The organism is Chryseobacterium sp. MDT2-18 (genome assembly GCF_030815285.1).
GTDB lineage: Bacteria > Bacteroidota > Bacteroidia > Flavobacteriales > Weeksellaceae > Kaistella > Kaistella salivictor.
In genome coordinates this window covers 55,471-67,920 of record NZ_JAUSWQ010000006.1, presented here as the reverse complement: position 1 = coordinate 67,920, position 12,450 = coordinate 55,471, and the positions used below count along the sequence as shown (strand labels likewise).

The following is a 12,450-nucleotide window of genomic DNA, read 5'->3' as shown; positions in this document are numbered from 1 at the left end:
GCAACATGAAAACAATAGGTATTCAAATTAAAAGTAATGAAATAATCTTAGTTGTACTTCGTAAAGATGAAAGCGGGATTATCACTCAGACAAAGGAATCTTCAAAATTTAAAGTCGATGACCATAATCAACAAGAGCAAATAAAACAGTTTAAAAATCAAGTAAATTCCTTTTTTGATTCAGTTGATGCCAATAAAATTGGCATAGTTGCGAGAAATGCGAAAGGTAAAGGTTTAATGTCACCATCTCCAGTATCTTTTAAGCTCGAAGGTATAATCCAACTTTATGAGAAAACGGAAATAGAATTAGTTTCAAAAAAAACTATCGATGCCTACCTCAAGAAAAATGAGAAAGAAATTACAGCAGAAAAAATTCTGCAAAACGACTCGTTCGATTTAGCGTATTATTTAATTAAAAATTAGGTTATGATAGATGAAGGCATTAATGACGATATTGCTTCAGATTCGGTAAAAAAATTTGTTAGAGAAAATAGAGATATTTTAATATATGAGTTTGTAAATCGAGGAAATAATGGAAATGTATATTTTGGTAAAAGAATAAAATTAAACGATGAAGTGGTTTTAAAATTTTATTTTTCAAATGATAATTATGATGATAAGGAGGAAGCTGTAATACTCAATCAAATTGATCATCCAAATATTTTGAAAATTTATGATTTAAAATTTTTCCCGCCGTTTTTTGCCTATTTTTTAAGCCCTAAAATAATGGGTGGTGATTTACAAAGCGTTATAGATTCAAAAGGAGTTTCTACCAGAAGGGCATTGAAAATTATTGAAGGAATTTTAATGGGATTGACAGAATTCCATTCGAAACATCACCTTGTACATAGAGATTTGAAACCTGGAAACATATTAATTAGTTCTGATAACTTAACACCTATAATAGCAGATTTAGGAGCAGTAAAAAAAATTAAAAATGCTAATGATCCCGTAACAGCATCAAAATCGACTTTCTTTTATTTACCTCCAGAATCGGTTATCAAAAATGAATATTATTATGAATCAGATATTTATCAAGTTGGTATAATATTATTTCAATTGTTAAGGGGATCTTTTCATTTGGAAAATCCAATTATGTGGTGTAATAAGAAAGAAAAAAAGGAGCTAGATCAAATATTTAATCCTTCAAAAAAACAAGAAAAGCTTGATGAAATAATTGCTAATAAAATTAGAAGCGGAAAACTTATAGATTCTTCCACATTACCTGAACATTTAGATCTAAATTTTAAAAGAGTTATTAATAAAGCTACAAATTTTCATTATGAAAAAAGATATTCAAATCCATCTTTATTTTTAAAAGACATTCATAAATTACTACGATCACAACCTGATTATAACGTCACAGAGGATTTTTTATATATTTCGCATCAATCAGGTAAGGAGTTTCGAATTTCTAAGAGTTCTAAAAAAGAAGTGATTATGGAAAAAAGAGCAAATAAAAAAAAAGAATGGCGCAAAGACAATTCTCATAAAGGCTGTATAGATGCAGCATATAAAATTGCAAAAAGAATGTGATTACTTATAAAATTTAATTGCAATATCATTGCATAAAGAAAATGTTATAAATACTTTGCGTTTTCCGAAAACACCAACACTCCATCAGAATTTACTTATAAAATAATCTTCTTCCTATTTACCATAGTTCTATGTTAGCTGACGTATTTTTTTATTTTCAAGATATATATAAGATTGTGGAGCTTTAAAATTTTCAATGAAATCAATTGGGTCAATTTCATTTTCAAGTTTTACAACTTTATCTATAATCATGCAAAATCCTTTTTCAGCTTCCTTGTAGTATTTAAAAAAATCTTGTTCATTGATTCCACCAATTTTATGAAATTGCTTCCATAAATTTTTCGGGGTGTCTTCTACAATATTTTTAAATGTAAAATAACCTATTATCATCTTTGTTGGTGAAGACGAATAAATAAAGATTCGCTCAACATCTTTTTTAAATACTTTTTTTCTAAATTCAACAGTTTTAGTTCCGTTAATAATAGCTTCTGCATAAATTGGTTTAATCGATAATATAGCGTCTATCAAAGTATTCTTCATTTTTTAATTGTTGATAATCAGTTTCTTTAATTCTTGTGATTGTTTGAATTTTATTTTTGAAACTATTTAATTGATTAATTTTGCGTAAAGTTACTTTCTTTTTTAAATAATTTACAAGTCTAAATGTAATCACATTCAGCTTTTTCTTCTCATTTATCATGTTTTCAAGTTCAGACTGAGAGAAGACAGTTTTTTTGTTAACCAGTTTCCAAAGGTCTTCAAAATTATCAATAATTTTAATATCTTCCAAAATACCAATAGGCTCAATAACTTTATCTTTTTGTGATGCATAAAAAAATAAAATATCTCCTTTTTTTAAATTTACCATTCGAGAACTGGAGATATATGCTTTAATAATTGTATTTCCCTGTATTTCATTAACACTTTCAAAGCTATCGTCAAAAAGCGTTGGCTGTCTTAATTTTCCATCTTTAAAAAGATTTGAATAATATTCAGGTCTAATTGGAATTACAAATTTGGAAATTGCTTTTTCATCAAAATAAAAAGGATGAATTGTGGTAGAGTTTTCGTTTGAAGTAATTTTTGTTTTGTCTAATGATTTAATCATTTGTATTTCTTCAAGACCTTGTTTATTAATAAAGACTTCTTTATAAAATCCAAATTTAATCAGCAAATCTATTAAGTGAATTTGCTTTTCATAGACGGTTAAATAAAGATGATTTATTCTTTGCTCAATACAATATTCAAACATTTTGTTGATAAATAACTCACCAAGTTTGATTCCAAATACTGTGTCTGCAACTTTAAGCGTGCAAATTTTTACCACATCATTATAAACGCCTTTTAATTGATGATCTTTTGGGTTTTCAATATTGTATATTAAAATTGCTCTAAGTTCATTTTCAACTTGTAATGTATAACATTTTCTATTCTTTTCTGCACATTTAGTAAGCCAAGAATTAAAAAATTCTTTCCCATAATCTTCACGTAAACTATCAAAAAATACATCATCAAACTTATGTTCTATTTCTCTAATACTATGTTCTTTTAAAATAGGATGAGTCGGAATTTTTATTGTAAATAATTCTTCTAAGCGAAGTAATATTTCTGAAACCTTTAGAACTTTATTTTGTAAATTAATTCCTTTTGCTTTTTGATGTATACCATTATCTTCCGTTATAAAAAAATCTACATATTTTTTATGAAGTTGAAACAACTGAGAATTATCAATTTTATCATTTTCTTTTTTTGCGCCGATTGTTTGATGAAATGATTCTGGAGTTGAAGCATAATTTTCTAATTTCTCATATTTCTGTAATTTTGATTGAGTGATTTTTTTTCGTTCTTCATTCTTATCATTAATAAGATCAGAAGGAATTGCTAAGGGATGATAAATAATTTTACAATTATTAGAGATTGCCAATCTATAAAAGTGGGCAAATTTTTTATTGATTACTTTATTAGCTTCCAAATTAATCAATATGTTCGTGTCAATTAGAATTCTCAATTATAGCGGTGTTTTTTTACATGTCAGCTAATAAATAATATTGGAAAAGTGCGGGTAAATTGAACCATAATTCAATTTCGCAAATAGGTTGTAACCATTTTTCTCTCGTCTAAAATACAAAGAACTTTTTAATTTTCTTATGGTTTCCCCCTGAAACCAACTATAAGGGTCTTTTCCTTCTTTTAGAAAACTAAAAACTTCAACTCCGATCAGAGTTTTCTAAAAAAAATCCAGCGGCAGAAGACTTCGGAGAGTAACGGAACGAATGGTTTTATGCGTTAGGTTAAAAGTTAATATAAATACCTACGTTGCGTTGAAGTTTTGTTGAGGCATTGATTTTTTCCTAGCCATTCTTCAAAAACTGACATAGATTTAAAATACTTAGTGCCGGAATCGAACCGTTATTTCTTTATTTTAGTCAAATAAGTCCCAGGCAGGAGACTTCGGAGAACGGAAAAATTTCAATCTTAATTATTGGAAACGCAAAAGAAATAAAATACTGACTGCCGTCAAGACTTTCAATTTAGCTATTTCATCAATCATAATAAGTTTTTGAAATCCTTAAATGTAATGCTTCTTAAGAAATACATTTTGAATAAACTAATGGAGTTCGCAATTAAAATACTTTTATCATTTTTTTTAATCAAATTCCCTAATTGTTCAAAAAGTTTAGAAGAGTTTCTATATTAAATTGCTCACTATCTATTATGTGAATTGGTGATTGCAAAATATGGCTTAATTCTTTGGCATAATTAATTTCTAGATTTTGAAAATCCCCAATTAATCTAATATTATAGGATTTAGCATCTCTATTTTCAAGTCTTTCTTTAATTATTTTTGGATCTGCTGTTACAAGAATTAATTTCATTGGATTGATATCCTTAAATGTTTGAATGGGAATCTTTTCTGGATACCCATCTTTATTTAATAAGCAATAATGTCCATCTAATAAATATGTTTTATCTTCTTTAACTATTTTATTTAAATTAGAAATAAGACGGTCTTGAGTCTGGTTAATGTCATTTACCTGTTTTTCCTCTTGAGAACTTAATTCTTTCCAATTCAACACTTCACTAGCAGTTAAATGAATCAAATCAATTTCATTTTTTAAATCTTCGCAGATTCTTCCTTTTCCACTGCCGTGAATTCCTCCTATAAATATGATGTTTTTCAAGTCGTCTGTTTTTATAGCATTTCCGCTAATGGTTAGTTATTTCCGCTAGCGGAATAAAAATACGAAAACTTTCTACTTACAAAAAAACTAATTTAATAGAAAAACTTCAATACCGATATATAGCACAGTGGCGGTTTACTGCCGATAGCTCCGTTCACCATCCTTTCATTTTTTGTCTTACAGAGAAAACGAAAGCTTAGTTATTAGAAGAAGTATTATTTTTTCATATCCTCTGTATACTGTGAAGTTAATATTTCGGTTTCAATCCAATTTACAGTCAATCTTATTAATGTTTTTAAATCGGATAAGTCTTTGGTTTCCCATTTTTTTTCGTAATGTGTATGGTCATTACCTAACCAAATTGCACGATTTGCAGTCGATTTTAACCTTGTATCATCAATGTAAGTATTAATGCAGTTTGCGATTGTACTATTTATTATATTTTCTCTTTTTTCTGGATTTTTTAATATTAGATAATCTTTAAGCAAAAACTCTAATGCTTTGCGATATGCAACTCCACATATTTCATATAATTCATGTTGCTCAGCAAAATAAGCTTCGTTGTAAATTTCAATAAATTTTGGGGATACCTTATCTATTTCACTACTGAAATTTTCTTTTTTTTGAGTTATTTTTATGAGTTTTTTATATTGAAAAACAGTAGAACTTTGTCCTTCATATTTTGCAATAAAAGGCATATTACAATCTGAATTTGGGCATAATAGAGATGCATAAATATCAACATTCTCTGTGTCCAAATAATCATGTAAAAATTCGGGAATTATTGTTTTGTGACAATAAGGGCATTCGTTGGGATATTCAAAAAGAGATGCGTAAATTTTTTGTCTTTCAGCAAGAATTTTAAATGCTCTGTCGTAATCTGTCATATGGTTTGGAAATATTGCAACTACCGTCAGTCTTTAAAAGACCCGTCGTTTATTACTTTCAAAAATAGTTAAAATATTTTATAAAATAAGTAATATCAGTATCTTTAATGATAAGAAATATCAAGGTAATGGTCCATAATCTAAAGATTTTTTTTCGATTTTTTAATGACTATCCAACTCATAAAATGTACTCCTTCTAAAAAACAGCTTTATCAATCTCCATTCTAAAAACGATAGCTCCACAGGCTTTCATTTCTTGTCTTGCAGACAAAACGAAAGATTAGTTATTGTGTGTGGTTATTTATCTACCGCTATTTCAAATTCAAACTCTTTCTTCATTTCGGGTTTAATTATCACATTATTGTATGTTCCAACGACTTGTAACTCTGTTTCCCAACTTCCTTTCGTGAATTTAAATTGAGCTGGACTTTGAATTTTTAAAACTATTTCTCTTTCTAATTCAGAGATTTTTTTCATTTCATTTTTGTTAGGATTCCAGTCTCCTAAGTTGGGTTGATTTCCTGTTATATAAACAATATCACCTTTTTCGGAAACTTTTACTCTTATTGTGACTTCAAACTTTTCTTTGCTCAATTCGCTGTCTTGATTTTTCTGAATATTTTTAAAGTAAAACTGCAACGCATTATTTAAACTCGGTGGAAATGTATTCAAATGATTGTTATTGGGAAATTCTGCAATTTCAACTGTTATGTTTTTGTTCTTTAGAGAATCTTTAAAAAATGAATAAACCCTATCTCTGGCCGGTTTCCACTCTTTCCAATATTCAATGCCTTCATCTGCATTACTTATATAAATGAAAGTTTGGTTGTTGATTTTTGTGTAGTCCAAATATATAAGTTCTTTGCTTAATTTATCGTCATCATACGCAAGATTTGGCGATATCGCAATGTAATTTTGAAATAAATTGGGTTTCTTAATTAATGAATATAAAATGAAAGAAGCACCTAAAGAATGTCCAACTGCAATGTTTTGGTTTAAAGTTCTATAATTTGAGTTTATGTATGGAATAACTTCGGATTCAACATAATTAACAAAATTACCAGCATTTCCTGAATATTTTCCATATCGCTTAATGGATTCGTCAGTCGCTAGTACAGGTAAAAAGTCATTATTTCTGCCATAATCAATTTCTTCTATAAAAGGAGATGTAATACCAACAACTATGAATGACTTTCCATTATTGGGTAGAAAGGAGACTATTGAATTTGTATAGTCAAAAAATTCACGATTCTGACTATCAAAAACATATATTACATTAAAACATTCATTAACTCTCCAATCATAGTCAACTGGAGTATAAATCAAAATTTCTCTTTCTTGATTTAAAGTTTTAGAATGAATTTTTATATTCTCGACTCTTGCTATTGATTGAGCATTCATCTGATTAAAAAAAAACGCAATAATTATTGTCTTAAAAAATTTCAGTTTCATTGTCGTATTTTGTTTATAATCACACACAACTTTTTATATGTATGACAAAATCATAAAGTCACCCTAATCTACATGTAATTGTATGACTATAGTAATACATTATCATTAAACCAAATATAGCAAAAGTAGTTGCTTTTTTTGGAGTCTAAAATTACAAACAACTTTTCAGTTCCAATTATGGTTTTCCATAAGCAAAAAAATGCTGATTACATAAATATTTTTTATCTGATAAAAATATTTATTTAATCTTTTGGTAAATTTTCTCCCTACCTCGCTTTTGTCCCGTAAAGGCGATGATATCCTTAAATGCATCTCTAGAGATAGTGTCCGTAACTCTTGTTGTTTTTATAGAATCCCTAACTTCTATTGGCAGCATTTTCCAAATGTCAGAAGAAGTAAATTGCTCAGAAAGTTTATTAGAATTTAGAATTGTCATAATTCTTTCCGGTAGATTAAGATCGGTTTTTGCATTTGAAATAATTTTATCTTTATTTAACAATGCTATTATTCTAGTGGCGTTGGGTAGATCTTTGATTTCTGGCATTGTTTTATTAGGATTGATGAAATCCCAAAGTTTGATTCCATATGCTTGAGCAATGCAATTTGCCCTATCAAAATCTATGTTTCCTTTTGCTATTTCTATTGCGCTATAAGCACTTTGGGTTAACCCAGAGAGTTGTGCAATTTCCTTTTGCGTAAACTTATATTGTTCACGATATTTCTTTATTATTGCTCTAATTCTATTGTTTTCTGTAATCAAAATCTTTAAGTATTAAAATCTTTTAAGTAAAATTTGCTTATTACGATTTAATTTGTATCTTTGTTTCAGTTAGTTATAGATACTCTATGAGTAACTAATGAGTTCCGCCAAACTAAACGACCAATTTTAAGACACGGAACCCAAGGGAATTTAATTCCCCGTTGATTTTGTACATTTGCAAAATGCGGGGGATAGTCCCTTGCTGGAAGCTGTGTCTGTGGCGCTTGGTCGTGCCCGTTTGGCAGTGGAAGGTAAGGGGTTATCCTCCGCTATTTATTTTATAGCACCTTTCTCTGAACTCATAATTTTAATATCAAAAAATTATTATGAGAACGAAATTTCTACCCCCGTAAAACCACAAGAGACTAAAAAGTATCTCATCGCTTCACCCAGATTTTATAAAAGATCACCAACGCTATACCCACCAATATAAAAGGGTAAGATCATGTGCTGCCACAAAATCTATAAAATCCAATTGCCCATCAAGCGCACCAAAACTCCAAAAGAGGGTTGCGGTAGGATGAAAAACTATTAAAAACTCGCACGTTAAAAATAGGTTCTTTCTTTCAATTAAACAAATGCAATGTAGGAGAAGTTAATGCAATTAGAAATTGATGGTTTTGGTAGGGTAGTGTCGGTTTTTTTGATGCAGGGTGCAGGGTGTAGGATGTTTTGCTTTTGCCTCGAGATCCTTCGACAGGCTCAGGATGACAGATTGTTCGCGATGCTAGGAATGACTGGAGTAGGAGAGTCTTCGCTATTAGGAATGAAACTTACAATGGGTTGCACAACCATTGCGGCATTATGCTTACTCGGGAAATGGTCTTGTTTTAAAGACTACGTTATATAAAAAACTTTTAATGTATTCATCATGAAGATTTATTTTTATTATTTCAACGATACTTAGAGCTACACTCACATTCATATCAAAGCTCTTTTAAAGGATTGGTCTTTAGCGGGAGAGTGAACTTTCTTCATAAGTTTCTAAACGTATGGTGGCTGAGCCTGTCGAAGCCTCCCCTAAGCCATTCCGAAGGATAATGTGCTGATTTGGTAATGTGCTGATGTGCTGATTTGGCAATGTGCTGATTTGGTGCTTCGGTGAGAATGGAGATTTGGAACAAAAACTGTGGATTAATACCCTGCACAATCATCCAGCACCCAGCACTCATCATCCAACAATAAAGGATTTGTCTTTAGCGGGGAAGTATTTCTTTTCTTCATCATTTGTGTTTTGCTTTCCCCTAAAGCAGGTCTAAAGAGCCAAGTAAAAAGTAAAAAGAGCCAAGTAAAATGTAGTTCTTGATTGAAAATAGGATGCTCCGTAGATGCTTCATAGATACTTCATGGATAGTTCATGAGGAGTTCATGAAAAGTATTTGAGTATTTCACGAGTTGAGTACCGGAAATCAGAAGTAAGAAAAAGAATAAATTAAACTTTTGAATGCGCCATCCGCTTTTTAAACGATGCAGCATCCGGTCTATCATCTTTTCTCTTTTCTCTATCATCTAACAGAAAAAAAACGCCCTTTCCCTAAAGTTTGCAGACCCCACAGGAAAGAGCAATAACAATTATCAGTACAAAAATGAACTAACAATTAAAAAACAAAACTATGAAAAAAATCCTATCAACCATAGGACTTGTTTCCGGTTGTCTGGCGTTTTCTGCGATTCACTCGCAGGTCCAGGCACAAACCCGTACCGTCACGGGCACGGTGAACAACGGAGAAAAACCCATCAGCGGTGTAGTGGTCACGCAGGAAGGCAGCAGCCAAATGACAACCACCACAGAAACCGGAGCTTTCTCGCTCCAGATCACAGGAGAAAATCCCATCCTTATTTTCCGACATCCGGAGTACGGAGAAAGAAAAATAAGCACCGATGGAAAAACTTCTTTTATTATTTCCCTCACCGAGAAAGTAAAGTCAATTGAAGAAGTGGTGCTGAATGCGGGATACTATAATGTGAAAGCAAAAGAGAGTACGGGGAGTATTTCGAAAGTGACCGCGAAGGATATTGAGAATCAGCCGGTGAACAATGTGCTGTCTGCAGTGCAGGGGAGAATGGCGGGGGTGAATATTATTCAGGGAGGCGGAACTGCGGGCGGCGGATATGAGGTGCAGATTCGGGGAAAAAACAGTCTGCGTACTTTGCTCAATAATGCCATCGATGGTAATCAACCCTTGTATGTATTGGACGGTGTACCGATGCTTCCAACCCCCAATTCTCCTTTTTCAACTCTTATCCTTCCTCTGAACAACAGCAACCCACTTAACAGCATTAATCCTAACGATATCGAAAGTATTGAGGTTTTAAAAGATGCGGATGCTACTGCTATCTATGGAAGCAGAGGAGCAAACGGTGTACTGCTTATTACTACTAAAAAAGGAAATAAAAATCGTTCTGCGCTCAGTCTCCAGACGAGCTTAGGTTTTAGTACCACTGCATCTCAACTAAAAATGATGGATACCAAGGACTATCTGAATATGCGAAGGCAAGCTTTTTTGAATGACGGGATCACGGCCTATCCGGCAACTGCGTACGATTTGAACGGAATCTGGGATCCGACGCGCTATACTGACTGGCAAAAGATATTGACAGGATCGACCGCAACTACTTCTACTATCAGTTTGGGACTGTCTGGCGGTTCTGAGCAGTGGACGTACCGGGTGAATGCAACGCATCATGGGCAAACCACGGTATTCCCGGCTGACTACGGGTACAAGAACAATACTTTAACTACAGGATTTACGCACCGTTCGGCAGACAAAAAACTCCAGTTATCTCTTAACAGTCATTTTTCTCAGCAGGATAATACGGTAATTAATGAAGATTTTACGAATCTGGCATTAACGCTGAGTCCGAATGCGCCAGCACTGTATATGGCAGACGGCAGTCTGAACTGGGAAAATAATACTTTTACCAACCCAGTCGCTTCTACAGTATCTACGTACCTGAATGCCAGCAAGCAATTCAATAACAGCATCAACCTGGGTTACCAGCTTATTCCTCATTTCCGCTTTGACCTTAATGCAGGATTTAATTATCAGAATTCCGAAGAATTTTCGCTTCGCCCGCATACCCGATTTAACCCGGCGTACAACTTAACCAGTTCTACCAGTTCGAGCACTTATACCAGCAGTCAGAACTCATTTTCTTATCTTCTTGAACCTCAGCTGAATTATGATTATCAGAGGGGTACTCACCACTGGACTGTTTTGGTGGGTGGAAGTTTTCAAAGTTCGGATTCGAAACAATCGGCCCTGCAAGGTTCCGGATTTGAGAACAACTCACTGATGATGAACATTAACGCTGCAAAAACCAAAACCTTCTCCGATATTAATTCCACGCAATACCGATACGCTGCTGTTTTTGGAAGATTTAACTATCAATGGCATAACCGATACATTCTGAATCTGACGGCAAGAAGAGACGGATCGAGCAGGTTTGGCCCGAATAACCGGTTCGCCAACTTCGGTGCTGTAGGAGCCGCCTGGCTGTTCAGTAAAGAAAGGTGGCTGGAGCATTCGTCCCTCTTAAATTTTGGGAAATTAAGAGCGAGTTACGGAAAAACGGGCAGTGATAATATCGGTGATTCGCAATACCGGGATACGTATTCGGTAGCTTCTTCGAGCATTTATAACGGGGTAGTGGGACTTGTTCCCTCAAGACTGTACAATCCTGATTTCAGCTGGGAGACCACCAAAAAACTGGAAATTGCCTTAGAGCTGGGCTTATGGCAAAACCGAATTCAACTTAATGCTGCGCACTACCGCAATCGGTCCTCTAACCAATTGGTAGGTCTTCCTTTGCCTGCTATTACAGGATTTACTTCTGTGCAAGCCAATCTTGATGCCACGGTAGAAAATAGAGGTTGGGAATTGGAGTTGCAGACTGTTCCTGTAAAGAGTAAGGATTTTACCTGGCAGTCGGATTTTAATGTAACCGTTCCTAAAAATACCTTACTGGCCTTTCCTAATTTACAAGGTTCCGCTTACGCCAATCAGCTGGAAATCGGTTATTCTACGTCGATCGTCAAACTTTTTGAGTTTAACGGTATTGATCCAGCCACCGGATTGTACCGCTTTACCGATGTGAATGGGGACGGTAAAATTACCGCTCCTGATGACAACAAAAATATAGCGGAGTTATCGGTAAAATATTATGGTGGATGGTCTAACAAGATTCGTTTTCAAAATTGGGATCTGTCATTCCTTTTCCAGTTCACCAAGCAGAATAATTATAATTACAACAGCCAGATGTCATTGCCGGGAACCATGATCAATCAGCCTTTTGAAGTTAACAATGTATGGTCTGCAACTAATCCTACAGGTTATTATATGCCTTACTCAACAGGGACTAATGCGGTGAAAAATATGTCTCACTATAACTTCACTAAAAGCACCGCGGCAGTGAGTGATGCATCTTATATCCGATTAAAAAACGTTCAGGTTAATTACAAAATACCATTACGTTCGTCGGTCATTAAAGAAGCTACTGTTTACCTACAGGGACAAAACGTGTGGACGCTGACGAATTATTTCGGGCTGGATCCGGAGTTTATTGTGACGGGTTATTTGCCTCCACTCAAAACATGGTCTTTAGGAACACAAATTAATTTTTAAACTTACCCA

The 12,450-nt window shown here is 33.2% G+C and carries 9 protein-coding genes; 3 read left to right on the top strand and 6 right to left on the bottom strand.

Annotated features, from left to right (window positions below):
- Positions 1–5: 5 nt before the first annotated feature.
- Both QF004_RS07970 and QF004_RS07965 read left to right on the top strand, forming a co-directional pair.
- Positions 6–422, top strand: a complete 417-nt coding sequence (locus QF004_RS07970; protein WP_307424793.1) for a DUF3010 family protein — start codon at positions 6–8, stop codon at positions 420–422.
- Between the two features lie 3 nt (positions 423–425).
- Positions 426–1,535 (top strand): serine/threonine-protein kinase, encoded by a 1,110-nt coding sequence (locus tag QF004_RS07965; protein ID WP_307424790.1) that lies wholly within the window; start codon positions 426–428, stop codon positions 1,533–1,535.
- Between the two features lie 129 nt (positions 1,536–1,664).
- Here the strand turns inward: QF004_RS07965 and QF004_RS07960 are convergent, their stop codons facing one another.
- From QF004_RS07960 to QF004_RS07935, 6 genes are all read right to left on the bottom strand, one after another.
- Complete coding sequence (locus QF004_RS07960; protein ID WP_307424788.1) at positions 1,665–2,075, bottom strand: ASCH domain-containing protein; 411 nt, start codon at positions 2,073–2,075, stop codon at positions 1,665–1,667.
- On the bottom strand, positions 2,038–3,507 hold the full coding sequence (locus QF004_RS07955; RefSeq protein WP_307424784.1) for a hypothetical protein: 1,470 nt from the start codon (positions 3,505–3,507) through the stop codon (positions 2,038–2,040). Before QF004_RS07955 ends, QF004_RS07960 begins: the two co-directional genes overlap by 38 nt.
- Before the next feature lie 688 nt (positions 3,508–4,195).
- Positions 4,196–4,717, bottom strand: a complete 522-nt coding sequence (locus QF004_RS07950; RefSeq protein ID WP_307424781.1) for an ATP-binding protein — start codon at positions 4,715–4,717, stop codon at positions 4,196–4,198.
- Positions 4,718–4,932: 215 nt separating this feature from the next.
- On the bottom strand, positions 4,933–5,604 hold the full coding sequence (locus QF004_RS07945) for a DUF4145 domain-containing protein (protein ID WP_307424778.1): 672 nt from the start codon (positions 5,602–5,604) through the stop codon (positions 4,933–4,935).
- Between the two features lie 297 nt (positions 5,605–5,901).
- A complete protein-coding gene (locus tag QF004_RS07940; RefSeq protein WP_307424775.1) occupies positions 5,902–7,056 on the bottom strand; it encodes an alpha/beta hydrolase-fold protein in 1,155 nt (384 codons plus the stop codon).
- A gap of 238 nt (positions 7,057–7,294) precedes the next feature.
- Complete coding sequence (locus tag QF004_RS07935; RefSeq protein WP_307424772.1) at positions 7,295–7,816, bottom strand: helix-turn-helix domain-containing protein; 522 nt, start codon at positions 7,814–7,816, stop codon at positions 7,295–7,297.
- Between the two features lie 1,613 nt (positions 7,817–9,429).
- Between QF004_RS07935 and QF004_RS07930 the strand changes: the two genes are divergently transcribed.
- Positions 9,430–12,441: a SusC/RagA family TonB-linked outer membrane protein gene (locus QF004_RS07930; protein WP_307424768.1), complete on the top strand. Its 3,012-nt coding sequence runs from the start codon at positions 9,430–9,432 to the stop codon at positions 12,439–12,441.
- The last annotated feature ends 9 nt before the right edge of the window (positions 12,442–12,450 follow it).

Coding starts and splice junctions, on each gene's coding strand:
- QF004_RS07970 (WP_307424793.1), top strand. CDS start 6: ATGAAAACAATAGGTATTCAAATTAAAAGTAATGAAATAATCTTAGTT.
- QF004_RS07945 (WP_307424778.1), bottom strand. CDS start 5,604: ATGACAGATTACGACAGAGCATTTAAAATTCTTGCTGAAAGACAAAAA.
- QF004_RS07940 (WP_307424775.1), bottom strand. CDS start 7,056: ATGAAACTGAAATTTTTTAAGACAATAATTATTGCGTTTTTTTTTAAT.
- QF004_RS07930 (WP_307424768.1), top strand. CDS start 9,430: ATGAAAAAAATCCTATCAACCATAGGACTTGTTTCCGGTTGTCTGGCG.
- QF004_RS07960 (WP_307424788.1), bottom strand. CDS start 2,075: ATGAAGAATACTTTGATAGACGCTATATTATCGATTAAACCAATTTAT.
- QF004_RS07965 (WP_307424790.1), top strand. CDS start 426: ATGATAGATGAAGGCATTAATGACGATATTGCTTCAGATTCGGTAAAA.